The following is a 24,805-nucleotide window of genomic DNA, read 5'->3' as shown; positions in this document are numbered from 1 at the left end:
ACCGGTGGGACCCCCGCCGCCCCGCCTCGACTGGCGCAGGCGGTCATGAGCGTGCCCGGGTGCGCTGCCCGACGTTCCCCGCTGTGTCTTCCCACCGGTGGGACCCCCGCCGCCCCGCCTCGACTGGCGCAGGCGGTCATGAGCGTGCCCGGGTGCGCTGCCCGACGTTCCCCGCTGTGTCTTCCCACCGGCGGGACCCCCGCCGCCCCGCCTCGACTGGCGCAGGCGGTCATGAGCGCGTCCCGACGCCGCAGGCGGCCATGACACCGTCCGTTGCGGGTAAGGGCATCGTCAACCGGGGTGTGCGGGCGTGATCGTTGAAAGAGTCTCTCCCCTGTTCGTCGTCACCTGAGGGGTCTGATGCAGCCGTTTCCCCTGAGCGGGCCGTGGTACCGGATTCAGGCGATCACCGCCCCATCGCGTAGTTCGTCCGCGGAGTGGGACTTCGTCGCGGTGCTCCCCGCGGTCCTGTCCGCCGCGCAGCGCAACCGGCCGTTCGTCATCGGCTGGCTGTCGCGGGGTTCGGGTGCGCCGCTGGAGCTCATCACGAACGCGGGACCGCTCACGCCGCCGAAGCCGCCGAAGCGGGCGGCGACCACGCCCGAACCGCCGGTCACCGGCCCGCAGCCGCTGCTGTTCCCCGGCGGCGCGCGCGGCGTGGAGATCGGCGACGAGTGGCTGGCCGACCTCGCCGACCTCGTCTGGACGCCGTGCCCCGGCCGTCAGGCCCCGCCGCTGTACGGCAGGCGCGAGCCGGAGCCCGACGAGACCAAGCGGCCCACCTTGTTCGAGTCGACGCTGGTCACGCTCATGTCCCGGCCGTTCGCGTGGGTGGTGGTCGCCGAGCCGACCGACCTGCTCGACGCCGAGGTGGCCCACCTGCGCACCCAGCTGAACGTGCTGCGCCAGTACGGCGACGCCTCCGAGCGGTCGCGCTTCGACGCCGAGCGGGCCGAGCGCAGGATGCAGGAGCTGGACGCCTTCCGCGAGGCCGGACTGTGGAACGTCCGGGTGCTCGCCGGTGCGGCCGGCCCCGACGAGCTGCGCCAGATCGCGCCGGTGCTGGTCGGCTCGGTGGAGATGAGCCACCACCCCTACCGGCTGCGCAGCGCGATGTCGCTGCCCGCCCTCAGCGGTGATGGCACCTGTGAGTCCGTGTACGGCTTCGGCGAGGCGCTGGCCGTCAACCTGCAGGACTCGGCCGACGGCGCGGCCGCGCCGTTCGCGGCGACGGCCGGGGCGCTCGCCGCGCTCGCCGGGCTGCCGCGCCGTGAGGTGCCGGGGGTCCGGGTGCTCGACGCGGGTTTCTTCGACGTGACCAGCGAGGCCGAGGTCGAGGGCTCGGCGGAGACCGTCGACCTCGGCGCGATCGTCGACGGGCAGGACCGCGCCGTCGGAACGTTCCGGGTGCCGCTGGCCACGCTGAACCGCCACGCCTTCGTCACCGGCGCCACCGGCTCGGGCAAGTCGCAGACCGTGCGTCACCTGCTCGAACAGCTCACCAAGGCGGGCATCCCGTGGCTGGCCATCGAGCCGGCCAAGTCGGAGTACGCCGCGATGGCCGGCCGGGTCGAGCATCTGGCGCCGCTGACCGTCATCAACCCCTCGGCGCCCGACAACGTGCCGATCAGCATCAACCCGCTCGCGCCCGAGCCCGGCTATCCCGTGCAGGCCCACATCGACATGGTCCGGGCGCTGTTCATGGCGGCGTTCGACGCCGAGGAGCCGTTCCCGCAGATCATGTCGCTGGCGTTGCAGCGCGTCTACGAGGCCAACGGCTGGGACGTGGTCACCGGAGGCGGGATCCCGGGTGCCGCCGTGCAGCCGGCCGTACCGACTTTGGAGCAGCTCCAGCAGCACGCGCTGGAGGTCATCCAGGAGATCGGGTACGGCAACGAGGTCCAGGCCGACGTCGAGGGCTTCATCAGCCTGCGGCTGCGCAGCCTGCGCGTCGGCAGCGCGGGCCGGTTCTTCGAGGGCGGCCACCCGGCCGACATCGGCGGCCTGCTCCAGCGCAACGTCGTGCTCGCGATCGAGGACGTCGCCAACGACGAGGACAAGGCGTTCCTCATGGGCACGCTCATCATCCGCATCGTCGAGCACCTGCGGATGCGCGCCCGTTCCGAACCGCGGGGCGAGGACGGCGCGGGCGGCCTGCGGCACGTCATCGTCATCGAGGAGGCCCACCGGCTGCTGCGCGACCGGGGCTCCCAGCGGGCCTCCACGCACGCCGTCGAGTTGCTGGCCGGGATGCTCGCCGAGATCAGGGCGTACGGCGAGGGCATCATCGTGGCCGAGCAGATCCCGACCAAGCTCGTCTCCGACGTGGTGAAGAACACCGCGCTCAAGGTCGTGCACCGGCTCCCGGCCGAGGACGACCGGGCGCTCGTCGGCGCGGCGATGAACCTGAGCGAGGACCAGTCGCGCCAGGTGGTGTCTCTCCAGCCGGGGTACGCCGCGGTGTTCGCCGACGGCATGGACCGGCCGCTGCGCATCCTGGTGCCGCTGGGCGAGGACCGCGAGCGCGAGACGCTCGGCCCGGTGCCGCCCATCTGCGGGCGCCGCTCGGCCGCCTGCGGGCGCGAGTGCCGTACGGGCAAGGCGTGCACGCTGGTCGAGCTGCGCGAGGCGGACCTGCTCGCGGTGGCACCGGAGTGGGCCTGGCTGCGGATCTGGACCGACACGGTCGTGCTGGCGTTCGTGACGAACCGGTCGCTGCCGGGCGTGCCGCGCGTGCTCGCCGACATCTGGGCGGAGCTGCCGGCCAAGCGGCGCGAGTGCCTGCTGGCCACGCTGGTCGAGCGGTCGGTGTCGCGCCGCGCCTGGTCGCTGCGGACGTGGTTCGACCCGGCGCTGCTGACCGAGAAGGCCGCCGAGGTCGCCGCCGGGCTGCTGGCGGCCGGTCAGGCGGACGGCGCGGAGAGCGAGCCGCCGATGCGGGCGGGCGGGCGGCCGGGCGCGGCCTGGGTGATCCCGCAGGTCCGCTGGCTGCACGAGGTCGACAGGTTGTTCCCGTTCGGGCATGCCGCGCCCAACCTGCGCAGCCCCGCGCCGGCGATGGAGTATCCGCTGTTCGGCACCGACCCCGCCGGCCGGCCGTATCCGCATCAGGGGGTCAACGGCGCCGCGCCGGCGGAGGGCGGGGTCGCGGTCGGTGTGCGCACCGAGCTGCTCGGTCACCGCGCCAAGGCGCTGCGCCACCACCCGCTGTCGATGGAGGTGGACCGCAACCGCGCGCTGGCGTGGCGGGTCATCCTGGGCGACGACGAGCACGAGGGCATCCAGCGCGACGTGACGACGGTCGCCATCGGGGTCGAGCCGCGCGAGCGGGTCAAGTACGTGGCCCAGACGATGAGCGCGGGCTGGCTGGAGACCGTGCTGTCCTGGCCGCACCGGTTCGTCCTGCCCTTCGACGGCGACGCCCCCGCCGAGATCACCTTCGACGCGTGATCGTGTGGTTGTCGTACGCATGGCCCCTGACCTGGGGCCGAACCTTCCGTGATCATGCACGAACCGCGGCGGTGCCCCGTCTGCCTGGGCGAAAGCCGTACGTGATCGTGCAGTTGCGCGGAATCGCCCTCCTGAGGAGGGGCATTAGGATCGCGTCATGAGTCAGCTTCCGTTGCGGGCGCAGCTCGCCAGCGCCCTCGGCCGCACGGCCGCGACGCTGTCCAGGGCCACCGGGCGTGGCGACGGCTCGGTGATCGGCGGCAGGGTCGGCCTCATGCTGGAGCCCGACCTGCTGCGCAAGCTCGCGGCCGACCGCAAGCTCGTCCTGGTCAGCGCCACGAACGGCAAGACCACGACGACGCGTCTGATCACCTCGGCGCTGCAGGAGCTCGGCGACGTGGCGACGAACGCGTTCGGCGCCAACATGCCCGCCGGGCACGTGTCGGCGCTCGCCTCCAACAAGGACGCGCCGTACGGCGTGCTCGAGGTCGACGAGAAGTACCTCCCCGAGGTTCTCGACACCACCGCCGCCGGCATCGTCTGCCTCATGAACCTGAGCCGCGACCAGATGGACCGGGCCGCCGAGATCTGGCTGCTGGCCCAGAAGTGGCGGCGCGCGCTCGTCGGCAAGCCCGTCCACGTGATCGCCAACTGCGACGACCCACTGGTCACCTGGGGCGCGTCGACCGCCGCCCGGGTCACCTGGGTGGCGGCCGGGCAGCGCTGGCGGGAGGACTCCTGGTGCTGCCCCGAGTGCGGCGGCCCGCTCGACCGCGCCGGGTTCGGCAACGGCGGTCAGGGGCTGACCCCGGCCCAGGTGGCCGACACCAACTGGGCGTGCCGTGAGTGCACCTTCCGCAGGCCCCAGCCGAGCTGGCTGCTCGACGGGGAGTACGTGACCGACCCGCGCGGGCAGCACTGGCGCCTGGACCTTCAGCTTCCCGGCCAGGCCAACCGGGCGAACGCCGCCGTCGCGCTGGCGGTCGCCGAGACGCTCGGGCTCGACCCGGCCCGGGCGCTGCCCCGGCTGCGCGCGGTCACCTCCGTCGCCGGGCGTTACACGACCGTCGAGCGGGACGGCCGCTCGCTGCGGCTGCTGCTGGCCAAGAACCCGGCCGGCTGGCTGGAGGCGTTCGACGTCGCCGACCCGGCGCTGCCGATCATCTTGTCGGTGAACGCGCAGGGACCGGACGGCCGCGACACCTCCTGGCTGTGGGACGTCGACTATCGCATCCTGCGCGGCAGGCCCGTCTTCGTCACCGGCGAGCGCCGGCTTGACCTGGCGTTGCGGCTGGCCGTGGCCGGGGTGCCCTTCCAGCTGTGCGAGTCGTTCGAGCAGGCGGTGACGGCGCTGGCGCCCGGCAAGATCGACGTGATCGCCAACTACACCGCGTTCCAGCAGATCCGAGCGGAGTTCGGCCGTGCAGTCTGAATTGTCCATTGTCTGGATTTATCCCGACCTTCTCAGCACGTACGGCGACCAGGGGAACGTCCTGGTGCTGGAGCAGCGGGCGCGTGCCCGGGGCATCCCGACCCGCACCGTTCACGTGCGCTCGTCCGATCCCGTGCCGCAGCAGGGCGACGTCTACCTGATCGGCGGCGGCGAGGACCGGCCGCAGATCCTCGGGGCCGAGCGGCTGCGCCGCGACGGCGGCCTGCACGCCGCGGTCCAGCGCGGCGCGGCCCTGCTGGCGGTCTGCGCCGGCTATCAGATCATGGGCACGGTGTTCGGCGGCGATGAGGGGCAGCCGGTGCCCGGCATCGGCCTGCTGGACATCAGCTCGGGGCGGGGTGAGCGGCGCGCCGTCGGCGAGCTGGCCGGCGAGGTCGACCCCGCGCTGGGGCTGCCCATGCTGACGGGATTCGAGAACCACATGGGTGTGACCAGGCTGGGGCCGGGGGTGCGCCCGCTGTCGCGGACCGTCGTCGGCACCGGCAACGGCGACGGCACGGAGGGCTGCTACGCGGGACGTGTCATCGGCACCTACCTGCACGGGCCCGCGCTCGCACGCAACCCCGCCCTGGCCGACCTCCTGCTGAGCTGGGTGACCGGACCGCTGCCGCCGATCGACGACAGCTGGTATCAGGCGCTGCGCGACGAACGCCTGCGCGCCGTGCTGCCCGGCTGACGCGGCTCCCGGCCGCGCCCGGCTGACGCGGTTCCCGGTCGCGCCCGGCCCCGGCGGGCGGGCGCGACCGTGCGCGGAGGTCAGTAGACGAGCGCCTGCACGCCCTCGCCCAGGACCTCCTCCACGAAGGTGGGGGCCCCGGCGATGCGCACGCCGTCGATCACGTCGTCCACGGTGATGTTCCTGCGGGCGGCGCACTGCGTGCACAGGGTGACCCTGCCCGCGGCGAGCACGGCGTCGAGCATGTCCTCCAGCGGCGCGGCCTCGGCCAGGGTGAACTCCTTGGCCCGCCCCGGCAGCGCGAACCACGAGGACTCGCCCGTCAGCCACAGCGAAACCGGGACACCGCTCGCCAGCGCGGCCGCCGCGACCGTGAACGCCTGGTTGCAGCGTTCCGGGGCGTCCGCCCCGGCCGTCACCTTGATGACCAGTGATCGTGCCATGCCGATGCCCCTTCCGCCGGTTCCCGCCCCGTCGCGTGCCGCTCCGCCCGGCGAATCCGGGCGATCGCGGCACTGGCAGCGTCCCGTGATCTTTCCAAGCCTACTGCGGTCGCCCAGCCGGCGCCTCGCCGCGTTCCCGCCCCGCACAGCCGTACGTGTCGGGCAGTCGGCGCGAGCCGTTGTCGTCCGAGGGGCCGCTCGCGCGCCTCTAAGCTCGTCATCATGGACGTACATCCCGACCTCGAGCCGATCGCCTTCCTCCTGGGCCGCTGGGAGGGCGCCGGGGTGATCGGCTATCCCACCATGGAGAGCGCCAACTTCGGCCAGGAAATCGTCTTCGGTCACAACGGGAAACCGTTCCTGACCTATCAGAGCCGCACATGGCTGCTCGACGCCGACGGCGCCAAGGTCCGGCCTCTGTCCACGGAGACGGGGTTCTGGCGGATCCAGCCCGAGCGCCAGATCGAGGTGTGCCTCGCGCATCCCACCGGCATCGTGGAGATCTACGTGGGGGAGGTCGTCTTCCACAAGATCGAGCTGCGAACGGACGTGGTCGCGCGGACCACGACGGCCAAGGAGTACAACGCGGGCCACCGGCTCTACGGCCTGGTCAACGGCAATCTCATGTACGCCTACGACATGTCGGCGATGGGGCACCCGCTGCAGTCGCACGCCTCGGCGGAGCTCAAGCGGGTCGGCGACTTCGAGGAATAGAGACGTCGGCGACGTCGAGGAACAGCGCGGGAAAAAGAAAGAACCCCGGGCGCGCTCCGCATCCTGAAGAGGCGGGCCGGCTGGACCATGGCCGGGACGGGAATCGTCCGCGGCCGCCGGCTGCCCGGGGTTCCGGTGTCTGTCGAGGATTCGCCGGGACGTCGTACGACATCCAGACGGAGGGTCCAGATGGACGAGTCCTAGCGGACAGCCACCTCGCTAGCCCAAGAATGATCAACCATTGTTTGGACCACCTCCCTTCTGCGTGCCTTCACGCTATGCGAGCGGCACGAGCGCGGGCAAACGATTAATCCGGCGAACTTCCCACCGCTCCTGCGACGGCCGCCGCGATGCCTCGCCCGGCCACGCGGAGAAGGGCGCGATCAGTCGCGCACGACCTAAACTCGGGGCATGGCCGAGACTTGGCACGAGGAGCTGCGCGCCCGCGGTTACCGGATCACCCCCCAGCGGCAGCTGGTGCTCGAGGCGGTCAGCCAGCTCGGGCACGCCACTCCCGAAGACATCTGTTCCCGTGTGCAGGAGACGGCTCGGGGAATCAACATCTCGACCGTCTACCGGACCCTCGAACTGCTGGAGGAGCTCGGCCTCGTCACGCACACCCATCTCGGGCACGGCGCTCCGACGTACCATCTCGCCTCTGAGGCGGATCACGTCCACCTCGTCTGCCGGGGATGCGGAGAGGTGACCGAGGTGGCCCCCGCGCTGGTCGACGGTCTGGTCTCCGCCCTCGACACCGAGCTGGGCTTCGCCACCGACGTGCGTCATCTCACGGTCTTCGGTCAGTGCCGGAACTGCCGCTGAGCTCCCGGCAGATGATCTGGACCTGCCCCCGTTTGGGGCGGGATGCGACGTACGGGTAGTTTTGCATTGAGTCTCGGCGTCGCTGTCTGTCAGGAGTAGCCGTGACCGTAGACACGGACGCCGCCAGGCGGCGGATAATCGACCTCTTCATGTCGCAGGAGAAACCGCTGCTCGAGCGGTGGGCCCGGCTCTCCGGGATGCCCGGGGACGAGCTTCGCGACCTGCACCAGGCGCTGCGCGACGCGCTCGGGAGCGAGCAGCGCGACCTCACGGACGTGCGCGGCCTGCTCGCCGAGGTGTCCCGCGCACGGGCCAGACAGGGCTACACGCCCACCGAGACCGCGCGGGCCGTGTTCTCGCTCAAGGAGGCGGTGTACGAGCTGATCGAGGCCGACGGGCAGGCCGAGGCGCTGCGCGGCTTCGTGTGGTTCTCCCGTCTCATCGACGACCTCGGCCTGTACACCTTCGAGACCTACACCGCCGCCCGCGAGAAGATCATCCTGGACCAGGCCGAGCAACTGCTCGAGCTGTCGACGCCGGTGGTGAAGCTGTGGGAGGGCATCGTCGCGGTGCCGCTCGTCGGCACCCTCGACTCGGCCCGCACGCAGGTCGTCATGGAGAAGCTGCTGGAAACCCTGGTGGACACCGGCTCCGAGCACGCCGTGATCGACATCACCGGCGTCCCCGCGGTCGACACGCAGGTCGCCCAGCACCTGCTCAAGACCGTCGTCGCCGCCCGGCTGATGGGCGCGGAATGCGTGATCTCCGGCATCCGCCCGCAGATCGCGCACACGATCGTCACGCTGGGCATCGAGTTCGGCGACATCGTCACCAAGGCGTCGCTCGCCGACGCGCTGGCGTACGCGCTCAGACGCAGCGGCGTCGAGGTCGCGAACACGGCGGGGACGCGGATCGCGGTCCGGGCGGAGCGCGTCTGATGGAGCGCGTGCCGGTCCTCAAGCTCGGCGACATCCTGATCGTCTCGATCCAGATCGACCTCGACGACCAGAGCGTCCTGGCCCTGCAGGAGGACCTGGCGGACCGGGTCGTGGCCACCGGGGCGCGCGGGGTCATCATCGACATCACCGCCGTGGAGATCGTCGACTCCTTCATAGGCCGGATGCTGTCCACCATCGCCGCCATGACCCGCATGCTCGACGCCGAGACCGTGGTGGTCGGCATGCGTCCCGCCGTGGCGATCACGCTGGTGGAGCTGGGACTGTCGCTCGGCGGGGTGCGCACCGCACTCAACCTGGAGAAGGGCGTCGCCATGCTGGAGCATGTCAGGGGCGCCGCGGGGTGAGCGGGCCGCCGGAGCTGCCCATCACCACCAATGGTGACGTCGTGCTGGTGCGCCAGCAGGTCAGGACCGCCGCGGCCGAGATCGGCCTGTCCCTGGTCGACCAGACGAAGATCGTTACAGCGGCCAGCGAGCTCGCCAGGAACGCCCTCGTCCACGCGGGCGGCGGCAGGGTCAGGATCGAGGTGGTCGCCAACGGCCCGCGATCCGGCCTGCGGCTGGTCTTCACCGACAACGGCCCGGGTATCCCCGACATCGAACAGGCGCTGACCGAGGGCTGGAGCACCGGCGGCGGTCTCGGCCTCGGGCTGAGCGGGTCGCGCCGGCTCATGGACGAGTTCGACCTGGTCTCCGTACCCGGCGAGGGCACGACGGTGACGGTGACCAAGTGGGCACGGTGACCAGATGAGCGCGGTGACCAGATGAGTGCGGTGACATCGCGGTGAGGAGCCGACATGAGGACGTCTGGATTCGTACGGCGGATCCGAGCGTGATCGGCGCGGTGCGCAGGTCCGCCGTGGCCCTCGCGACGGCCGCCGGGTTCGGGGAGAACCGTACGGGCCAGGTGGCGGTCGCGGTCACGGAGGCCGTCTCGAACCTGGTCAAGCACGCCGTCGACGGCGTCGTCCTGCTGCGCCCCCACGTGGAGCGGGCGGGCACCGTCGAACTCGTGGCCGTCGACAGGGGACCCGGGATCGCCGACCTCGCCCGCGCGCTGCGAGACGGCTACTCGACCGCCGGAACGCTCGGCATCGGCATGGGCGCCATCGCCCGGATGGCCTCCGGATGGGACGTGCACAGCATGCCCGGCCGCGGCACCGTGCTGGTCATGCACTTCACCGCCGACGGGGCGCCCGGCCCGCCGCTGCGGGTCAGCGGGATGCGCCGGCCGATCGGCGAGGAGAGCGTCTGCGGTGACTCCTTCGCCTTCGTCGACACCGGCACCGCGATCACCGTTCTGCTCTGCGACGGGCTCGGCCACGGCGGCGCCGCCGCGCACGCGTCCCGCGAAGCCGTACGGATCTTCCTGGACGATCCCGAGGCCCCGCCCGCCGCCGTGCTCGAACGCGTGCACCGGGGGCTGAGCCACACCAGGGGCGGCGCGGCCGCGGTGGCCAGGGTCGAGCGGGAGACCGTGTGGTTCGCCGGCCTGGGGAACGTCTCGGGCTGGATCGCGCACGCCGAGGGCAGGCAGGGGATGATCTCGCAGCCCGGCATCGCCGGACACCAGGGCAGGCACCCGCGGCAGTACGAATACCCGCTGCCGCGGCACGCCACCGTGGTGTTGCATTCTGACGGCCTCACCGACCGGTGGGACCCCGCCGCCTTCCCCGGCCTGTTCGCGCACTCCCCGGCCGTCGTCGGCGCGACCCTGCTGCGCGAGGCCGGCAGCCGCAGAGACGACGCGTGCGTGGTGGCGGTGAGGCAGAGACCATGACCGGTGACCCGCTCGCGCGCGCCGACCTCCGCAGGGACCAGGACGTCTTCGCGGTACGGCGGCTTGGCCGGCAGATCGCCGAGCTGGTCGGCCTGGAGGCGCAGGACCAGGTCAGGGTGGCGACGGCGCTCAGCGAGATCGGCCGGGAGGTGCTGGCCCTCGGCGCCGAGGGCCGCGTCTCCTTCACCCTCGGCAACGATCGGCTGATCGTCACCGTGGACTACCCGGACGGCGGCGACCTGCGGCCGAGCGAGGGGCTCATGCTCGCCGGACGACTGGTGGACGAGGTGGCCCTCGCCGAGGGCGAGGGACGGGTGACGCTGGTGAAGCGGATACCCGGGCATCGGTATCACCGGTCGCCGGAGACCGTACGCGACGGGGTGGCCCGGCTCGCGCCCAGCACGGCGATGGAGGAGCTGCGCGAGCAGAACCAGGAGCTCGCCACGACGCTGGAGGAGGTGCTGCGGCTCAACGCCGAGCTGGCCGAGACCAACCAGGGCGTCATGGCGCTGTACAACCAGCTGTCCGCCGAGCTCGAGGAGACCAACCGCGGCGTCGTCGCGTTGTACGCCGAGCTGGACGAGAAGTCGTCGCAGCTCCGCCAGGCGGCCGAGGCCCGGCAGCGGTTCTGGGCCAGCGTGAGCCACGAGCTGCGGCTGCCGCTGACCTCGATCATCGGGCTGGTGCGGCTGCTGCTCGGGCCGGGAGGCGAGCCGCTCACCGGGGAACAGAAGCACCAGGTCGAGCTGATCGGCGGCAGCGCCGAGACACTGCTGGCCCTCGTGGGAGAGCTGCTCGACCTGGCCAAGGCCGAGTCCGGCCGGCTCGATCCCCAGCCGTCGCTGGTTGACGTGGCCGATCTGGCCGAGCGGCTGCGCCTGATGCTGGCCAGCGCGGACCGGGCCGACGAGGTCGCGCTGGTCGTCGAGGTGGCCGACGATGTCGGCGAGGTGTTCGTCGACGAGATCATGCTGACCCGGATTCTGCGCAACCTGCTGTCCAACGCGCTGAAGTTCACCGAGCGGGGCGAGGTGCGGCTGACGGTCGCGGTCGAGCCTGCCACGGCCGAGGTCGCCTTCACCGTCTCCGACACCGGCGTCGGCATTCCCGAGGAGCACCGGCAGCGCGTCTTCGAGGAGTTCTTCCAGGTGCCCGGGCCGCTCCAGCTCAGGTCGAAGGGCACCGGGCTCGGCCTGCCGTACGCCAGGAGGCTGGCCGAGGCGCTCGGCGGCACGATCGAGCTGGCCAGCGCGGTGGGCGAGGGCACGACCGTCACGCTCCGCCTGCCGCACCGCGTGGGCGCGCCGGAGGTCGGCCGCGTGCTGGTGGCCGACGACGACGCGGATTTCCGCACGCTGGCCAGGCAGATGCTTTTCGGCTACGCCGCCGAGGTGGACGAGGCCGCCGACGGTGCGGAGGCCCTCGACCGCATGCGGGAACGGGTGCCGGACGTGGTCCTGGTCGACCTGTTCATGCCCCGGCTGGACGGCAACCTCCTCATGCAGCGGATGGCCGAGGACGAGCGGCTGCGCAGGGTTCCCGTCGTCGTCGTGTCGGTCGCCCCCATGCAGCCGGAGGACCATCGGCACCGGGTGCTGGGCAAGCAGGGGCTGCGCCGTGACCAGCTGGTGGAGACCATCAGGGAGGCGGTCGTGGCCGGGGGCGGTGGTGAGGCCGGATGAGCGACGCCGTGGCGACCGTGCTGGTGGTGGACGACGTGCCCACCAAGCGCTACATCCTGGCCAGCTGGCTGCGCCGGGCCGGCCACCGGGTGGTCGAGGCGGGCGGCGGCGAGGAGGCGCTGGCCCTCGTCGCCCGGCTGCGGCCCGATCTGGTCGTCCTCGACGTACGCATGCCGGACCTGGGCGGCATGGAGGTCTGCGAGAAGATCAAGGCCGATCCGGCGAGCGCGTCGATCCCGGTCATCCAGGTGTCCGGCAACGCGGTCTCCGCGGCCGACCGCGCCGAGGGCCTGGAGCGGGGCGCCGACGCGTACCTGTCCGAGCCGATCCAGCCCGACGAGTTCGCCGCGACCGTGCAGGCGATGCTGCGGTACTACCGGGCACGTCAGCGGGCCGAGCGGATGGCCGAGCGGCTCGGCCTCCTCGCCGAGATCACCCTCGGGATGAACGAGGCGGAGGACTTCGACCGGCTGCTGTCCGTCGCGGCCGAGGGCGGTTCGCGCCTGCTGGGTCGGTACGCGCGGGCGCTGGCGATCACTCCGGACGGGAAGCTGCGGCGGTACGCCGCCCGGCCCGGAGAGAAGGCGGTGGCCCGGCCCGTCCACCCCGACACCCTGCTGCGGCTGAGCGATCTGTCTCTCGGGGACGCGGCCGGCGTGCAGACCTTCGAGGTGGACAGGCACACCTGGGAGACGGTCGTCCCCGACAGCGACGTGCGGAACCGGTTGGCGGGCGTGCTGTGCCGTACGAAACACGGCAGGCCGCCCGCCTACCTGGGCGTGGAAACCGAGGCCTCGCTGGACGGCGACGAGCTGGGCCTGCTGCGGCAGTTCGGGCAGGCCCTGGCCCTGGCCGTCGACTCGGCCCGCGCGTACGCCGAGGAGCACACGATCGCGCTGACCCTGCAGCGCAGCCTGCTGCCGGAGCGGATCCCCCAGATCCCCGGCCTGCGGATCGTCGTGCGCTACCAGCCGGCTGTGGACAACGTCGAGGTCGGCGGCGACTTCTACGAGGTCCTGCCCCTCGGCGAGCGGGTGCTGGTCGCGCTCGGCGACGTGCAGGGCCACTCGCTGCACGCCGCGACGGTGATGGCGGAGCTGCGCAACGCGCTGCGGGCGTCGGTGATCGACGAGGTCGATCCCGCCCGGTCGATGGGCCTGCTCAACGCGGTCCTGCGTCGCTACCACCCGGGCATGACGGCGACCGTCTGCCTGATGCTGATCGACCCGGCGACGGGGGAGACCGAGATCGTCAACGCCGGCCACATTCCGCCGCTCATGGCGGGAAAGGGCGCGGCATACCACGGGTTCGGCAATCTGCTGCTCGGCGTGGCCGACGAGCAGTACCGCGTGGACCGCGTCCGACTGCCCGGCGACGCCACGGTGCTGCTGTTCACCGACGGCCTGATCGAGGACCGCGACAAGCTGCTGGACGAGAGCCTGGAGGTCGCCCGTCAGCAGGCCGAGGACGTGGGCGACGATCTGCAGGGCTTCTGCGACCGGCTGATCGCCACCTTCGGCGCCCGCGAGGACGACGTGGCGCTGGTCGCACTCCGCCGCGTGCCGCTGCCGTCCGGGTGGTTGTCCACAGGGAGCGGGCCGCGGCCATGCGGGGGGCGGGAGACCGAATAGCCTTGGAACCATGCGGAGCCCTTTGCTTGACACACCTGGCGCGGTGGCCGCGCAGGCACCGGACGAGACGGTCGCGGCCCACTACGGCGATCCCTACGCCGAGCAACGCGCGCTGGCCGACGGGCGGGCGCTGGTCGACCGGAGCAACCGCGAAGTCGTGCGGATCAGCGGGCCCGACCGGCTGAGCTGGCTAAACAACCTGAGCTCGCAGAAGCTCGACACCCTCCAGCCGGGCGCCCCCACCCAGACTTTGCTGCTCGACCCGCAGGGCCGCGTCGAGCACCACCTCACGCTCGTCGACGACGGCGAGGCCGTGTGGGCCCACGTGGAGCCGGGCACCTCCGCCGAGCTGGTCGCCTTCCTGGAGAAGATGCGTTTCATGCTGCGTGTCGAGGTCGCCGACGTCACCTCGGACTACGCGGTGGTCTCCCTCGCCCCGCCCGCACCGGTGCCCGGCCCCGACGCGGCCGGGCCGGGCACGGGGTCGCCGGCGTCGCCCAAGGGCGCCGTCGCGATGGGCGGCGACCTACTCGTGCCGCGCGAGCGGCTCGGTGGCCTCCCGGACGCTCTGGGTCTGCGCCCCGCCGGCCTGTGGGCCTACGAGGCGCTGCGCATCGCCGCTTTCGTTCCCCGGCTCGGGTTCGAGACCGACCACAAGACGATTCCCCACGAGGTGGGGTGGATCGACGCGGCCGTCCATCTGAGCAAGGGCTGCTACCGAGGGCAGGAGACGGTCGCCCGCGTGCACAACCTCGGTCACCCGCCCCGCCGTCTGGTCTTCCTGCACCTCGACGGCAGCGTGGACCGGCTGCCGCCGCACGGCGCCCCGGTGACCCTCGGCGTCGGCACGCCGGTCGAGGCCGAGCCGGAGGCCGCCGTGGAGGGCTCCGCCGAGCCCGGCCAGCTCGGGTTCGTGGGTTCGTCGGCACGCCACTACGAGCTCGGCCCGATCGCCCTCGCGGTCGTGAAGCGTACGGTGCCGGTGGACATCGACCTGCTGGCGGGCGGCGTCGCGGCGAGCCAGGAGGTCGTGGTGCCGCCGGACGCCGGGCGCAACGTGAAGATCGACCCCGCCCTGCGCCGCCGCATCCGTTAGTTGCGCCGCCGGGGATCAGACGTCCAAAACCAGCGTGATCGGGCCGTCGTTGGTGAGGGTGACCTTCATGTCGGCACCGAAGACGCCCGTCTCCACCCGCGCGCCGAGTGCCCTGAGCTCGGCCACCACGGCCTCCACCAGGGGCTCGGCCACCGGGCCGGGCGCGGCGGCCTGCCAGGTGGGCCTGCGGCCCCTGCGGGCGTCGCCGTACAACGTGAACTGACTGATCACGAGCAACGGCGCGCCGATGTCGGAGCACGACTTCTCGCCGTGCAGGATCCGCAGTCCCCACAGCTTGGCGGCGAGCCTGGCGGCCTCGGCCCGCCCGTCGGTGTGGGTGACGCCCACGAGCACGAGCAGGCCGGGCTCGTCGACGGCGCCGACGACCTGACCCTCCACCACAACGGACGCGGAAGTGACCCGCTGTACGACCGCACGCATGGCCCCGAATTCTGCCACGTCCGCGCGCTTCATAGACTGCCCGTTATGTCGGAGATGGTCGTCGAGGTGGTCCGGTCGGGGTTCGTCGAGTCGGTGCACCGGGCACGCGTCCATGTGATCGGGGCGGACGGCGCTCCGGCTCTGGTGCGCGGCGACACGGCGAGTCTCGCGTCGCCGCGCTCGGCCATGAAGCCCCTGCAGGCGCTCGCGATGGTCCGGGCGGGCCTGCCGCTGGAGAACGAACTGCTCGCGCTCGCCGCCGCGAGCCACAGCGGCGAGCCCTTCCACATCGACGGCGTGCGGAAGATCCTGGCGGGCGCGGGGCTGGACGAGACCTTCCTGCGCTGCCCGGAGGACCTGCCCCTCGACGAGCAGGCCCGCCGCGAGGTCCTGCGGGAGCACGGCGACGCCCGCAGGATCCTCATGAACTGCTCGGGCAAGCACGCGGCGATGCTCGCCACCTGCGTGGTCAACGGCTGGCCGGTCGACGACTACCGGCATCCCGGCCACCCGCTGCAGCGGGCGATCCGGGCCACGGTGGAGGAGCGCACCGGGGAGCGGGTCGCGGCGACCGGCGTGGACGGCTGCGGCGCGCCGCTGTTCTTCGTCTCGATGGCGGGGGTGGCGCGGGCGTTCCGCGGTCTCACGCTCGCCCCGATCGGCACCCCGGAGCGGCGCGTCGCCGACGCGATGCGCGCGCACCCCGAGTGGACGAGCGGCACGACCCGGGCCGAGAACGTGCTGATGCGGGCCGTGCCCGGGCTGCTGGTGAAGTCGGGCGCGGAGGCGTTCGACGCCTTCGCCGACGCCGAGGGCAGGGCCGGGGCCGTGAAGATCGTGGACGGCGGCGGCCGGGCCCGCGTGCCGGTCACCGTGGCCGCCCTGCGCGCCGCCGGAATCGACGCCCCCGAACTGGCCGGGCTGGCGACCGCCCCGCTGTTGGGCGGCGGTGTCCCGGTCGGCGAGGTCCGCGTCCGCCCCGCCTGACCTCCGGCCGGTCACCTCCGGCCGATCACTTCCAGACGCGGTCGAGGAAGTCGGCGATCAGCGGGGCGATTTCGGGGAGCCGCTCCTCCAGCGCGAAGTGGCCGGTGCCGAAGACATGTAGCTCGGCGTCGGGCAGGTCACGCAGGTAGGCGTGGGCCCCGGGCTCGGGGAAGAACGGATCGTCGCGGCCCCACGTGATCAGCGTCGGCGGCCGGTGCTCGCGCAGCCAGGACTGCCAGAGCGGATAACGCTCAACATTGGTGTGGTAGTCGAAAGCCAGCGCCACCTGGGCTTCCTTGCGCCCCGGCAGGTCGAGGAAGTGCTGGTCGAGGGTCCAGCCGTCCGGGGCGACCAGCCGGGGATCGGCCGTGCCGCCCTCGTACTGGCCGCGGGTCGACTCCAGCGTGAGCAGGGCGCGCACCGTGTCCTCGTCGCCCTCGGCGTCCGGGCGCAGGGCGATGAAGGCGCGGGCGCCGTCCGACAGCCCCTCCTCGTACGCGTTGCCGTTCTGCACGACCAGACCGGTGATCCACTCGGGGTGCCGCGTCGCGAGCCGGAAGCCCACCGGAGCGCCGAAGTCGAAGACGTACATGACGAACCGGGTCAGCCCGAGCCGCTCGACGAAGCCCTCCATCACCTCGGCCAGCTTGTCGAAGCTGTAGGCGAAGCCCGCGGGCGCCTCGGTGTGCCCGAAGCCGGGGTAGTCGGGCGCGATCAGCCGGTAGCGGGCCCCGAGCACGTCGATGAGCCGCCGAAACTGGTGCGAGGCGGACGGGAACCCGTGCAACAGCAGCATCACGGGGGCGTCGTCGCCGCCCTCGTCCGGCGCCGACTCGCGGTAGAAGACCCGCACGCCCCCGACGTCGACATGCCGGTGGAGCGTGCGCGCAACGGTGATCAACGCCATGACTAATGCCTCCTCGTGCTTAAGACGCATTAGTTGTAGCGTCTATCCAACTAATGTGTCAACGACGCGAGATAGCATTAGCCACATGACGGATCTCGCTCCGCCGACCGGGGAGCCGCTCGCCCTCGACCTGATCAACACGCGGCCCCGCACCCAGGACGGCCCGGCCGACCTGCTCGCCACCGCCGAGGGGCTACGGGCGTGGCTGACCCTGCAGGAGAGCCGGCTCGCCGGCGCGCTGCCGGAGGGCGGGGATGCGCCGCTGACGGACGGCGACCTCACGGCGGCGGTGCGGGCGGTGCACGAGGTGCGTGACCACGCGGCGGCCGCGATCGATCGGGCCCGCCGGGGCCTGCGGCCGCCGGAGGACGCGCTGCGCGGCCTCAACCGGGCGCAGCGCGCGGCGCCCGCCGTCCGCGCGCTGACCTGGGACGGCACGGCCGTGACCGCCGTGGCGCGCAGGGACGGCCCGCCGGGCGCCCGGCTGGCGGCGGTGCTCGCCGAGGCGGTCGCCGAACTGCTGACCGACCCGGCGGTCACGAGCGTGCGGGAGTGCGCGGCCGACGACTGCGTGATGCTGTTCCTGCCCGCGCACCCACGCAGGCGCTGGTGCTCGGCGGCGAGGTGCGGCAACCGGGCCCGCGTCGCCCGGCACTACCGGCGTCGCCGCGCCCTCGACTCACAGGCCGCCGAGCCGGACCTATGACCTATAGGGAACGGAACTGGCGGGAGGTCGAGATGGCTCCCGAGGTGGTCATGACGAACGTCCGCATCGAGTCGGCGAACCTGGACAGGTCCCACTCGGCCGGGCCCTGATACCAGTACAGGTGGTCGGTCTGCCGCCCGTTGCCGTTGAACGCGCTGACCACCCGCGCCCACCGGTCGACACTGTCGAAGATCACAGCGTACGGCAGGTAGCGGGAGAACAGCTCCACGCGCTGGCCGGCGGGGACGTCGTCGACGCTCGCCCGGCCGAGATACTCGCGGAAGCCCAGTGTGTGCGCCAGGGCCGCGGCGCCCTTGGCCGTCTTGGCCGGCATGTACTGGGCGCCGAAGGCCAGCGCCGCTCCGGCGATGATCAGGGCGAGCCCCAGCAGGCCGTACGTCGTGAACCAGGCGAGCAGGACGGTGGCGACCACGCCGAGCGCGACGGCGACCAGACCGATCGTGGTCCAGCGGGACCGCACGGAGTCGGGCCGCCGGGCGAACCAGCCCTGCGCCACGACGTCCTGATACAGGGCGTCGCGCACCGTGGCCAGGCGGGCGGCGAACGACCCGTGCAGCTCCGACAGCAGCACCCGGTCGCGGCCGTCGAAGATCGCGTCGTAGAGGGCGCGCTCGTAGGGCAGCAGCTCGCCGATCGGGGCGCCGGGCAGCCTGACCAGGCACCAGTCCGCGGCCTCGTAGGTCTGGCGCGGCCGCTCGTCGATCCGCAGATAGTTGCGCACGGCGAGGTCCACGATGGTCGCGGTCACGTCGACCACGTCGGCCTGCTCGTCGAACAACGTGCCGATCTGCCCGGGACGCACGCCGTCGGGCGGGCTGAAGCGGCCGTCGCGGTGGCCGCTGACCGGGCCGGACTCGGCGCCGACCACGCGGGCGTCGCGGCCCCGCGTCCAGTACAGCAGCGCCACCCCGCCCAGCAGCAGCACCAGCAGCGCCGCCAGCGAGCCGCCGGTCACCGCGTTCACCGTGAACGCGGTGGACAGCTCGAACCTGCGCTCCAGGATCGGCCGCGCCCCCGTCGCTCCCTTCGGATAGCCGACGACGACCGTGAGCGTCTGGCCCTCCCCGAGGCCCTGCTGTTCGAAGGTGGAGGTGGCGCCGGTCTCCTCAACCGAGGCGCCGGTGCAGGCGATGGCCGCGCTGGGCTCACCCGCGAAGCACGACAGGTTCTGCACCCGGCCGGGGCCGGTCACGGTGACGACCACGTCCTGCACGGGGCCGGACACCGCGAACCAGCGCAGTTCCTCGCCCGACGCCGTGGGCGTCACGGCGCCGGTCACGTCGTACTCCACCGTGCCCTTGAACGTCAGGGCCTCCCCGTCGTACGAGCCGCCCTTGACGTTCGAGATGCGGTAGACGCGGTCGTGGCCGTCGTCGAAGCGGGTCCGGGTGAGCGGCGTGCGCCGCACCGTCTCGCCGGCGGGAGCGACCGTCTCCTTCACGTGGAGCACACCGTTCTCGCGGAGCTCCATCGTCACCTCGTCCTTGGCGACGGGAGCCTTGGCGACGGAGGCAGCGGCGTGCGCGGGGGAGGCGGCGAGGACGGCGAGCAGTGCCGCCAGTCCGAGCCGGCGCGCGAGATCCACCATGGGCCGCAACCCTATCGGTCCCGTTACTCGAAGCGGTGATCGGATGCCGGCCGCCCGAACCGGTCAGGAATCGAGAAGCGAGGCGGACGGGGCCGCCCGTAGCGTCGTCGGCATGGAACTCACCCTTCACTACTGCTACATCACGGTCGACGACGGCGACAAGGCGCTCACCTTCTACCGGGACGTGCTCGGTCTCGAGGTGCGCAACGACGTCAAGTATGGGGACGCGCGCTGGCTGACCATGGGCCCGCCGTCGCAGCCGGACGTCAACGTCGTCGTCGAGACCCTCAACGCCGACCCGAGCGCCTCCCCGGAGGACCGCGAGGCGCTGAGCGCGCTGCTCGCGAAGGGCATGCTGCGCGCCGTCGTCTTCGCCACCCCGGACTGCGACGCCACCTTCGAGCGGATCCTCGCGTCCGGCGCCGAGGTCATCCAGGAGCCGGTCGACCAGCCGTACGGCGTCCGCGACTGCGCCTTCCGCGACCCGGCGGGCAACATGATCCGCTTCCAGCAGCTGAAGACGGGCTGACGCGGCGCCATCGGTGGCCAGGCCGTAACGGGACGGGGGCTTCCTCCTGCGTGACCCCAGGAGGGCGCCCCCTCGGCACGGGTAGGGTAACCGTCCATGGGACACACCCGGCTGTACCGGAACGGAACCCTCGAGGCCGAGGGCTTTCCGGTCGCGGAGGTCTCCGAGCACGTCAAGGACCCGTCGGCGGTGGTGTGGTTCGACATGTGCGCCCCCACCGAGGAGGACCTGCGGGCCATCAGCGAAGAGCTGGGACTGCACGCCCTGGCGGTCGAGGACGCGCTGCAGCGCCGGCAGCGGCCCAAGCTCGACGTCTACGACAGCCACATGTTCCTCAGCGTCTACGCGGCCGGTTTCGACGCCGAGTCCGGGCGGGTGCGGGTCGTTCCCGCCGCCGCCTTCATCACGAAGAACGCGCTGGTCACCGTACGTCAGTCGGACGACTTCCGGATCGAGGAGGTGATCCGGCGCTGGGACGAGGCGGCGGACCTGGCCCGGCACGGCGTCGCGTTCCTGCTGCACGGCCTGCTCGACTACGTGGTGGACAGCCATTTCGAGACCGTCGAAGCCATGGACGAGCAGGTCGAGGACCTTGAGGGAACGGTGTTCGGCGACCGGCCGGTCGGCCCGGAGGACCAGCGGCGCACGTTCGAGCTGCGCAAGAGCCTGGTCACGCTGCGCCGCGTCGTGATGCCCATGCGGGAGGCCGTCAACTCCCTCCTGCGCCGCAACGGCCAGGTCGGCGACGGCGAGATGACGCCCTACTTCCAGGACGTGTACGACCAGGTGCTGCGGGCCACGGAATGGACGGAGTCGCTGCGCGACCTGGTCAGCAACATCCGCGAGACGCACCTGACCATGCAGAGCAACCGGATGAACCTCATCATGAAGCGGGTGACGAGCTGGGCGGCGATCATCGCGGTGCCCACCATGATCACCGGCTTCTACGGCCAGAACATCCCCTTTCCCGGGTTCGGGCACTCGTGGGGCTTCTGGACGTCCAGCGTGCTGATCGTGGTCGCCTCGTCCGCGCTTTACCGGGTGTTCCGGGCCCGTGACTGGCTCTGAGCGCGGTTCACCGGGCCTTTCACCACGGCTCTTTCACCACCGGCCCTTTCACCACGGGCCGTACGGCCCCTGGTTGCCGCCGCCCCGGTAGTCGTTGACCGCCGGCTTCACGTCGGCGAGGTAGATGCCCGCGGCGATGACGGCGGCGATCGTGAAGATGTTGGGCAGCCCCATGCCCATGCCCAGGTAGTTGATCGCGGCGGCGAAGGTGAACAACGTCGCGAGGCCGAGGATGATCAGCCAGAGCCGCTTGGTCTGCTTGCCGGCCGCGGGGAAGGCGCCCGCGGGGATGCGCAGGGCGTGCACCAGCGCCCAGCCGGACAGCACGAAGGCCCCGACGGAAAGCAGCCAGAAGACGATGTCGAGGATGCCGTACAGCCCGAACATGGACTCTCCCACACGGTCACAGTCAATGACGCCCCCAGACTAATGGGCGTCGCCGACATGTGGCGCGGGCCCCGGAAAGCGCGGCGGCCCGCCTTCCGGGAGGGAAGGCGGGCCGCCGTGGTGTCGCGTGGGCCGGAGATCAGCCCTGGGCCGCGGTGCGGGTGCGGCCGGTCCGCTTGGCGGTGGTCTCGGCGGCGATCGCCGGCTCGGCGGTCTCCGAGACCTCTGTCAGCTCCAGCGCGGCCTCGCCGCTCACGCGGCTGACGACCTTGCGGCCGCGCGTGGCCAGGTCGTCGTACAGCCGGGTGAAACGGGCGGCGGCGGCGTCGGCGTATCCCTTGGCCTTCTCCGGGAGGTCCTTGGCGACGGACTCGGCCTTGTCCTGCACCGTGCCGGCGTAGGCGCGGGCCTTCTCCACGGCATAGTCGCCCGCGCCGGTGAGCGCGTAGAACGGCTTGGACTCCGTGATCTTCTTGGCCTGGGTCGTGATGGTCATGGGTTATCCTTCCTTCGAATCCGGTGTAATGCCGTCGCATGAGAGGGCCGGGTCGTCCCCGAGATGCTCAGCCGATTGCGGCGGCTGGGCGGTGTCGGCCCGGTTCTCCTTGCGGAACGACTCGTAGATGTCGATCAGCACCTGGCGTTGCCGCCCGGTGAGCGTGACGTCGGCCCGGATCGCGGCCAGCACGTCACTGTGCGGTTCGCGGTCCTCGATGAGGCCGGCCTGGACATAGAGCGCCTGAGCGGAGATGTGCAGACCCTTCGCGATCTGGTTCAGGATCTCCGCGCTCGGCTTGCGCAGGCCCCGTTCCACCTGGCTCAGGTAAGGGTTGGACACCCCCGCCTGCGCGGCGAGCTGGCGAAGCGAGATCTTCGCCTGCTGCCGCTGCTGGCGGATGTACTCACCGAGCGAGGCGACCTTGGGCAGTTCCATGCCTCCAGTCTGCCTCGCGCTGCTTGCAATTGCAAACTAGGTGGTTAATTCCAGCTAGCACCAAAGGTTCAGCCAGGAAGCAGCCAAAGCAGCGGGGCGCTGGTGGCGAGCATCACCGATCCGGCCAGGATCAGGAAGCGGTGGGCGACCGGGAGCGCGACCTCGGGCCGTACGAGCCGGTCGACCCGGGCCATCACGCTCGACGGCGCGGACGCGCCGAGCGCGCCCTGCGGCGTCGGCAGCGCCGCCGAGGTGCCGAAACGCAGCAGCGCGGTGGCCAGCCTGCGCGGGCAGCACCGCTGCCGGGCGCGGTCGTCGGCGGCCATCTCGACCAGCAGCTCGACCGACGACTGCGCGTCGCGGACCAGCTTCGACCACGGCAGCGCGCGGCGCAGCGCGGCGAACGGCAGCAGCACCAGATCGTGGCGCTCACGCACGTGGGCGGCCTCGTGGGCCAGCACGGCCTCCAGCTCCGCGGACGACAGCAGGTGCAGCGTCCCGTCGCTGATGACGACCTGCGACTTGAGTCCCGGCAGGCAGTAGGCGGCGGCCCCGGGGAAGTCGACCACCCGCACGCCGGGCACGGCCGGTTCGTCGCGGGCGACCAGCGCGAGCAGGAGCCGGTGCCGCCGGCGGGCGCGCAGCGTCTGCGCCCCGGCCGCGAGAGGCAGGGCGACCAGCACCGCGAGCAGCGACAGCCCGGCGACCAGCGCGGCCAGCCGCAGGTAGTCGTACGGCTCGCGCACGCCGGACTCCACGCTCAGCAGGAACTCCCCGAGCCCGTGGACGACGCCCTTGCGGTAGGGGTCGAGCGCGAAGGCGAGCAGGGCGCCGGTGGAGGCGAGCCCCCAGGTCAGCCCGAGCGACTGCCACAGCAGGATCGCCGTGCGCGGGGCGCGCCAGGTCCAGCGCGCGAACGTCAGCCGCCACGCGGCCATCGCGCAGATCGTGGCGAGCGCCGCTAAGACCGCCGCCGCGATCACTCTTCCTCCAGCTCCGTGAGGGCTTTCCGCAGGATCTCCGCCTCCATGCCGGAAACGGCGCGGGCGAAACGGGTCAGCGCCGCGTCGCGGTCGCCGGTCATGTCCAGGGCTTCGAGCATAAGCTCGGCGACGTACGCGTCACGGCTCGCGGCGGGCTGGTAGCGCCACGCGCGGCCGTCCCGGGTGCGGGTGAGGAAGCCCTTGCGGACCAGCCGGTCGAGCACGGTCATCACGGTCGTCGGCGCCAGATCGCGGTCCTCGATGAGGCGTCCCACCTCGCGGGCCGTCAGCGGGGTGTTCTCCGCCCAGAGGATGTCCATGATGCTGCGTTCGAGCTCTCCCAGTCCCTTCACGTTCTTCAGCCTACCTGGGGTAGTACTACGTCCTGTAGAGAGGTGGGAGACATGGAGATCGTTCTGGTCGAGGGAGACATCACCGAGCAGCGGGTGGACGCGATCGTCAACGCGGCCAACTCGTCGCTCATGGGCGGCGGAGGGGTGGACGGAGCCATTCACCGGCGCGGCGGCCCCGAGATCCTGGAGGGGTGCCGGGCGCTGCGCGCCTCCCGGTACGGCAAGGGACTGCCGACCGGCCAGGCCGTCGCGACCACCGCCGGGCGCCTGCCCGCGCGATGGGTGATCCACACGGTCGGTCCCGTGTACTCGCGGAGCGAGGACCGATCCCATCTGCTCGCCTCCTGCTATCGGGAGTCGCTCGTCGTCGCCGACGCGCTGGGCGCCGGCACGGTGGCGTTCCCCGCGATCTCCACGGGGATCTACCGCTGGCCGGTCGAGGACGCCGCCCGCATCGCGATCACCGCGGTGCGGCAGGCGGCCCCCACCGTGGTGGAAGAGGTGCGCTTCGTGTTGTTCAGTACCGCAGCCTATGCGGTGTTCGAGTCGGCCCTACAGGACATCGGATAAGCATTCGGCCAAAATCTCATCCGAAACCTGCGGATCCCACGCGAAGCGGTCAGGGGAGAATCCGGAGCGCGAAGGTCAGAGCCACTTGAGCATGTAGATCTCGTCGCGGTCGTCGCCGGGGGCCACCCGGATCGAGCGGGGCACCCTGCCGACCTCCCGGTAGCCGACGCTCGCGTAGAAGCGGTCGACCCCGGTGCCGCCGCGGCAGGTGAGCTGCAGCGCCTCCAGGCCGAGCGACCTGGCGGCGTCGTCGGCGGCGAGCAGCAGCTCCCTGCCATATCCCTTGCCCTGGTGCTTGGGGTGGACCATGACCCGCAGCAGCCACCGCCAGTGCGCCCGCAGGCCCGAGCCGTTGTCGCCCAGGATGAGCCAGGCGCCCGGGGCACCGTCGTCACCGAACCCCACCAGGAGGTTGTCGGGGGCCCCCGGCCCCGCGGCCGCGCGGGTGCGGGCGAACGCCCTGTCCGCCGTCGGCCGGATGTCCTCCGGCGTCACCGGAGGCACGAAACCCACCGCGCCGCCCGCGTCGGTCACCTCCGCCCAGCAGTTCAGTAGCTCCTCGAAGAGCTCGGGGGTCATCTCCGGGTCGAGGACGAAGCGCATGGCCGGGACGTTATCAACCGCCG

The 24,805-nt window shown here is 71.9% G+C and carries 27 protein-coding genes; 17 read left to right on the top strand and 10 right to left on the bottom strand.

The window, feature by feature from the left end; all coding sequences use genetic code 11:
* Positions 1–360: 360 nt before the first annotated feature.
* The 3 genes from AB0O28_RS19475 to AB0O28_RS19465 all read left to right on the top strand — a co-directional run bounded on the left by AB0O28_RS19475 (position 361) and on the right by AB0O28_RS19465 (position 5,579).
* Entirely contained in the window at positions 361–3,450 is a 3,090-nt protein-coding gene (locus tag AB0O28_RS19475; RefSeq protein ID WP_363641965.1) for an ATP-binding protein, read from the top strand.
* 157 nt (positions 3,451–3,607) lie between these two features.
* On the top strand, positions 3,608–4,882 hold the full coding sequence (locus AB0O28_RS19470; RefSeq protein ID WP_363641963.1) for a MurT ligase domain-containing protein: 1,275 nt from the start codon (positions 3,608–3,610) through the stop codon (positions 4,880–4,882).
* Positions 4,872–5,579: a glutamine amidotransferase gene (locus AB0O28_RS19465; RefSeq protein ID WP_363641961.1), complete on the top strand. Its 708-nt coding sequence runs from the start codon at positions 4,872–4,874 to the stop codon at positions 5,577–5,579. Before AB0O28_RS19470 ends, AB0O28_RS19465 begins: the two co-directional genes overlap by 11 nt.
* Before the next feature lie 80 nt (positions 5,580–5,659).
* Here the strand turns inward: AB0O28_RS19465 and AB0O28_RS19460 are convergent, their stop codons facing one another.
* Positions 5,660–6,022 (bottom strand): DsrE family protein, encoded by a 363-nt coding sequence (locus tag AB0O28_RS19460; RefSeq protein ID WP_363641959.1) that lies wholly within the window; start codon positions 6,020–6,022, stop codon positions 5,660–5,662.
* 222 nt (positions 6,023–6,244) lie between these two features.
* On the opposite strand from AB0O28_RS19460, the gene AB0O28_RS19455 reads away from it, so the two are divergent.
* The 9 genes from AB0O28_RS19455 (at position 6,245) to AB0O28_RS19415 (ending at position 14,705) form a co-directional block, all read left to right on the top strand.
* Positions 6,245–6,736 (top strand): FABP family protein, encoded by a 492-nt coding sequence (locus tag AB0O28_RS19455; RefSeq protein WP_363641957.1) that lies wholly within the window; start codon positions 6,245–6,247, stop codon positions 6,734–6,736.
* A gap of 411 nt (positions 6,737–7,147) precedes the next feature.
* On the top strand, positions 7,148–7,558 hold the full coding sequence (locus tag AB0O28_RS19450; RefSeq protein WP_363641955.1) for a Fur family transcriptional regulator: 411 nt from the start codon (positions 7,148–7,150) through the stop codon (positions 7,556–7,558).
* Between the two features lie 101 nt (positions 7,559–7,659).
* Positions 7,660–8,496 carry an STAS domain-containing protein gene (locus tag AB0O28_RS19445; protein ID WP_363641953.1) on the top strand — a complete coding sequence of 279 codons (837 nt, stop codon included), beginning with the start codon at positions 7,660–7,662 and terminating at the stop codon, positions 8,494–8,496.
* Positions 8,496–8,861 (top strand): STAS domain-containing protein, encoded by a 366-nt coding sequence (locus tag AB0O28_RS19440; RefSeq protein ID WP_363641951.1) that lies wholly within the window; start codon positions 8,496–8,498, stop codon positions 8,859–8,861. Before AB0O28_RS19445 ends, AB0O28_RS19440 begins: the two co-directional genes overlap by 1 nt.
* On the top strand, positions 8,858–9,259 hold the full coding sequence (locus AB0O28_RS19435) for an anti-sigma regulatory factor (RefSeq protein ID WP_363641949.1): 402 nt from the start codon (positions 8,858–8,860) through the stop codon (positions 9,257–9,259). Before AB0O28_RS19440 ends, AB0O28_RS19435 begins: the two co-directional genes overlap by 4 nt.
* Positions 9,260–9,300: 41 nt before the next feature.
* Positions 9,301–10,296: an ATP-binding SpoIIE family protein phosphatase gene (locus AB0O28_RS19430; RefSeq protein WP_363641947.1), complete on the top strand. Its 996-nt coding sequence runs from the start codon at positions 9,301–9,303 to the stop codon at positions 10,294–10,296.
* Entirely contained in the window at positions 10,293–11,978 is a 1,686-nt protein-coding gene (locus AB0O28_RS19425; RefSeq protein WP_363641945.1) for an ATP-binding protein, read from the top strand. Before AB0O28_RS19430 ends, AB0O28_RS19425 begins: the two co-directional genes overlap by 4 nt.
* Positions 11,975–13,609: a SpoIIE family protein phosphatase gene (locus tag AB0O28_RS19420; protein ID WP_363641943.1), complete on the top strand. Its 1,635-nt coding sequence runs from the start codon at positions 11,975–11,977 to the stop codon at positions 13,607–13,609. The genes AB0O28_RS19425 and AB0O28_RS19420 overlap by 4 nt, the downstream gene beginning before the upstream one ends.
* 10 nt (positions 13,610–13,619) lie before the next feature.
* Positions 13,620–14,705 (top strand): folate-binding protein, encoded by a 1,086-nt coding sequence (locus AB0O28_RS19415; RefSeq protein WP_363641941.1) that lies wholly within the window; start codon positions 13,620–13,622, stop codon positions 14,703–14,705.
* 15 nt (positions 14,706–14,720) lie between these two features.
* On the opposite strand, the gene dtd is transcribed toward AB0O28_RS19415, so the two are convergent.
* The gene (dtd, locus tag AB0O28_RS19410) at positions 14,721–15,146 is read right to left on the bottom strand and encodes a D-aminoacyl-tRNA deacylase (protein WP_363641939.1); all 426 of its coding nucleotides are present in this window, start codon (positions 15,144–15,146) and stop codon (positions 14,721–14,723) included.
* Between the two features lie 45 nt (positions 15,147–15,191).
* On the opposite strand from dtd, the gene AB0O28_RS19405 reads away from it, so the two are divergent.
* The gene (locus AB0O28_RS19405; RefSeq protein WP_363641937.1) at positions 15,192–16,133 is read left to right on the top strand and encodes an asparaginase; all 942 of its coding nucleotides are present in this window, start codon (positions 15,192–15,194) and stop codon (positions 16,131–16,133) included.
* A 25-nt stretch (positions 16,134–16,158) separates the two neighbouring features.
* On the opposite strand, the gene AB0O28_RS19400 is transcribed toward AB0O28_RS19405, so the two are convergent.
* Positions 16,159–17,040 carry an alpha/beta hydrolase gene (locus tag AB0O28_RS19400; protein ID WP_363641935.1) on the bottom strand — a complete coding sequence of 294 codons (882 nt, stop codon included), beginning with the start codon at positions 17,038–17,040 and terminating at the stop codon, positions 16,159–16,161.
* Between the two features lie 85 nt (positions 17,041–17,125).
* On the opposite strand from AB0O28_RS19400, the gene AB0O28_RS19395 reads away from it, so the two are divergent.
* A complete protein-coding gene (locus AB0O28_RS19395) occupies positions 17,126–17,746 on the top strand; it encodes a CGNR zinc finger domain-containing protein (protein ID WP_363641933.1) in 621 nt (206 codons plus the stop codon).
* Position 17,747: 1 nt separating this feature from the next.
* Here AB0O28_RS19395 and AB0O28_RS19390 read toward each other — a convergent pair whose 3' ends face one another.
* Complete coding sequence (locus tag AB0O28_RS19390) at positions 17,748–19,355, bottom strand: DUF2207 domain-containing protein (protein ID WP_363641931.1); 1,608 nt, start codon at positions 19,353–19,355, stop codon at positions 17,748–17,750.
* 112 nt (positions 19,356–19,467) lie between these two features.
* On the opposite strand from AB0O28_RS19390, the gene AB0O28_RS19385 reads away from it, so the two are divergent.
* Complete coding sequence (locus AB0O28_RS19385; protein ID WP_363641929.1) at positions 19,468–19,884, top strand: VOC family protein; 417 nt, start codon at positions 19,468–19,470, stop codon at positions 19,882–19,884.
* Between the two features lie 96 nt (positions 19,885–19,980).
* A complete protein-coding gene (locus AB0O28_RS19380) occupies positions 19,981–20,952 on the top strand; it encodes a magnesium transporter CorA family protein (protein WP_363641927.1) in 972 nt (323 codons plus the stop codon).
* Positions 20,953–21,000: 48 nt separating this feature from the next.
* Here the strand turns inward: AB0O28_RS19380 and AB0O28_RS19375 are convergent, their stop codons facing one another.
* From AB0O28_RS19375 to AB0O28_RS19355, 5 genes are all read right to left on the bottom strand, one after another.
* Positions 21,001–21,351 (bottom strand): DUF2516 family protein, encoded by a 351-nt coding sequence (locus AB0O28_RS19375; RefSeq protein ID WP_363641925.1) that lies wholly within the window; start codon positions 21,349–21,351, stop codon positions 21,001–21,003.
* 127 nt (positions 21,352–21,478) lie between these two features.
* Positions 21,479–21,835, bottom strand: coding sequence for a hypothetical protein (locus AB0O28_RS19370; protein WP_363641923.1), 357 nt, complete (start codon positions 21,833–21,835; stop codon positions 21,479–21,481).
* A 3-nt stretch (positions 21,836–21,838) separates the two neighbouring features.
* Positions 21,839–22,273, bottom strand: coding sequence for a helix-turn-helix transcriptional regulator (locus AB0O28_RS19365; protein ID WP_363641921.1), 435 nt, complete (start codon positions 22,271–22,273; stop codon positions 21,839–21,841).
* A 68-nt stretch (positions 22,274–22,341) separates the two neighbouring features.
* Positions 22,342–23,256: a M56 family metallopeptidase gene (locus tag AB0O28_RS19360; protein ID WP_363641919.1), complete on the bottom strand. Its 915-nt coding sequence runs from the start codon at positions 23,254–23,256 to the stop codon at positions 22,342–22,344.
* Positions 23,253–23,609: a BlaI/MecI/CopY family transcriptional regulator gene (locus AB0O28_RS19355; protein ID WP_363641917.1), complete on the bottom strand. Its 357-nt coding sequence runs from the start codon at positions 23,607–23,609 to the stop codon at positions 23,253–23,255. Before AB0O28_RS19355 ends, AB0O28_RS19360 begins: the two co-directional genes overlap by 4 nt.
* 51 nt (positions 23,610–23,660) lie before the next feature.
* Between AB0O28_RS19355 and AB0O28_RS19350 the strand changes: the two genes are divergently transcribed.
* Complete coding sequence (locus AB0O28_RS19350) at positions 23,661–24,179, top strand: O-acetyl-ADP-ribose deacetylase (RefSeq protein WP_363641915.1); 519 nt, start codon at positions 23,661–23,663, stop codon at positions 24,177–24,179.
* Between the two features lie 75 nt (positions 24,180–24,254).
* On the opposite strand, the gene AB0O28_RS19345 is transcribed toward AB0O28_RS19350, so the two are convergent.
* Complete coding sequence (locus tag AB0O28_RS19345) at positions 24,255–24,782, bottom strand: GNAT family N-acetyltransferase (protein ID WP_363641913.1); 528 nt, start codon at positions 24,780–24,782, stop codon at positions 24,255–24,257.
* Positions 24,783–24,805 lie beyond the last annotated feature (23 nt).

Source organism: Microbispora sp. NPDC088329, assembly GCF_040685655.1.
Classification (GTDB): domain Bacteria; phylum Actinomycetota; class Actinomycetes; order Streptosporangiales; family Streptosporangiaceae; genus Microbispora.
The sequence above is the reverse complement of the archived record's forward strand: the minus strand, read 5'-3'. Positions and strand labels throughout refer to the sequence as shown.

What these genes read in the sequence shown, in the direction of transcription:
- AB0O28_RS19475 (WP_363641965.1), top strand. Translation starts at nt 361, where the DNA reads ATGCAGCCGTTTCCCCTGAGCGGGCCGTGGTACCGGATTCAGGCGATC.
- AB0O28_RS19470 (WP_363641963.1), top strand. Translation starts at nt 3,608, where the DNA reads ATGAGTCAGCTTCCGTTGCGGGCGCAGCTCGCCAGCGCCCTCGGCCGC.
- AB0O28_RS19460 (WP_363641959.1), bottom strand. Translation starts at nt 6,022, where the DNA reads ATGGCACGATCACTGGTCATCAAGGTGACGGCCGGGGCGGACGCCCCG.
- AB0O28_RS19455 (WP_363641957.1), top strand. Translation starts at nt 6,245, where the DNA reads ATGGACGTACATCCCGACCTCGAGCCGATCGCCTTCCTCCTGGGCCGC.
- AB0O28_RS19450 (WP_363641955.1), top strand. Translation starts at nt 7,148, where the DNA reads ATGGCCGAGACTTGGCACGAGGAGCTGCGCGCCCGCGGTTACCGGATC.
- AB0O28_RS19440 (WP_363641951.1), top strand. Translation starts at nt 8,496, where the DNA reads ATGGAGCGCGTGCCGGTCCTCAAGCTCGGCGACATCCTGATCGTCTCG.
- AB0O28_RS19425 (WP_363641945.1), top strand. Translation starts at nt 10,293, where the DNA reads ATGACCGGTGACCCGCTCGCGCGCGCCGACCTCCGCAGGGACCAGGAC.
- AB0O28_RS19420 (WP_363641943.1), top strand. Translation starts at nt 11,975, where the DNA reads ATGAGCGACGCCGTGGCGACCGTGCTGGTGGTGGACGACGTGCCCACC.
- AB0O28_RS19415 (WP_363641941.1), top strand. Translation starts at nt 13,620, where the DNA reads ATGCGGAGCCCTTTGCTTGACACACCTGGCGCGGTGGCCGCGCAGGCA.
- dtd (WP_363641939.1), bottom strand. Translation starts at nt 15,146, where the DNA reads ATGCGTGCGGTCGTACAGCGGGTCACTTCCGCGTCCGTTGTGGTGGAG.
- AB0O28_RS19405 (WP_363641937.1), top strand. Translation starts at nt 15,192, where the DNA reads ATGTCGGAGATGGTCGTCGAGGTGGTCCGGTCGGGGTTCGTCGAGTCG.
- AB0O28_RS19400 (WP_363641935.1), bottom strand. Translation starts at nt 17,040, where the DNA reads ATGGCGTTGATCACCGTTGCGCGCACGCTCCACCGGCATGTCGACGTC.
- AB0O28_RS19395 (WP_363641933.1), top strand. Translation starts at nt 17,126, where the DNA reads ATGACGGATCTCGCTCCGCCGACCGGGGAGCCGCTCGCCCTCGACCTG.
- AB0O28_RS19390 (WP_363641931.1), bottom strand. Translation starts at nt 19,355, where the DNA reads ATGGTGGATCTCGCGCGCCGGCTCGGACTGGCGGCACTGCTCGCCGTC.
- AB0O28_RS19385 (WP_363641929.1), top strand. Translation starts at nt 19,468, where the DNA reads ATGGAACTCACCCTTCACTACTGCTACATCACGGTCGACGACGGCGAC.
- AB0O28_RS19380 (WP_363641927.1), top strand. Translation starts at nt 19,981, where the DNA reads ATGGGACACACCCGGCTGTACCGGAACGGAACCCTCGAGGCCGAGGGC.
- AB0O28_RS19370 (WP_363641923.1), bottom strand. Translation starts at nt 21,835, where the DNA reads ATGACCATCACGACCCAGGCCAAGAAGATCACGGAGTCCAAGCCGTTC.
- AB0O28_RS19365 (WP_363641921.1), bottom strand. Translation starts at nt 22,273, where the DNA reads ATGGAACTGCCCAAGGTCGCCTCGCTCGGTGAGTACATCCGCCAGCAG.
- AB0O28_RS19350 (WP_363641915.1), top strand. Translation starts at nt 23,661, where the DNA reads ATGGAGATCGTTCTGGTCGAGGGAGACATCACCGAGCAGCGGGTGGAC.
- AB0O28_RS19345 (WP_363641913.1), bottom strand. Translation starts at nt 24,782, where the DNA reads ATGCGCTTCGTCCTCGACCCGGAGATGACCCCCGAGCTCTTCGAGGAG.